Below are 387 nucleotides of genomic sequence, written 5' to 3' on the forward strand. Positions count from 1 at the left end.
CCCATTCGTTCAGGGTGATCTGCTGCGCGCCGATGCCCGCGGCGCACCAGGGCGCGTCCGCGCCGAACAGCCGATGGACCGTGTGGATGTAGTAATCGAAGACATCCCGATCGACCGGCATCGCGTTCTTCACCCCCATCACGAACTGGATATAGGGCGTGCCGGACAGCTGCCCGCGATCGGCCATGTCCCGCGCCTTGAGGATGTGGCTCAGGTCAAAGGCCTCGATCTCGGGCTTGACGTCATGGGCCAGCATCTCTGCGGCCAGCCAATCGACCAGATCAGGCGGGTTTTCGTAGACACGGGTCGGAAAGTTGTTCGACCCCACCGACAAAGAGGCCATGTCCGGCCGCAGCGGCAGCATGCCGCCGCGTGTCTGCCCGGCCC

General features: G+C 64.9%; 1 protein-coding gene. It reads right to left on the reverse strand.

The genetic code is table 11. From position 1 onward, the window contains the following. Positions 1–387 (reverse strand): 3-keto-5-aminohexanoate cleavage protein (locus tag EU803_RS18455; RefSeq protein WP_165352912.1); only part of this gene is annotated, 387 nt, incomplete at both ends.

It is taken from the genome of Loktanella sp. IMCC34160 (genome assembly GCF_004145845.1).
GTDB lineage: Bacteria > Pseudomonadota > Alphaproteobacteria > Rhodobacterales > Rhodobacteraceae > SELP01.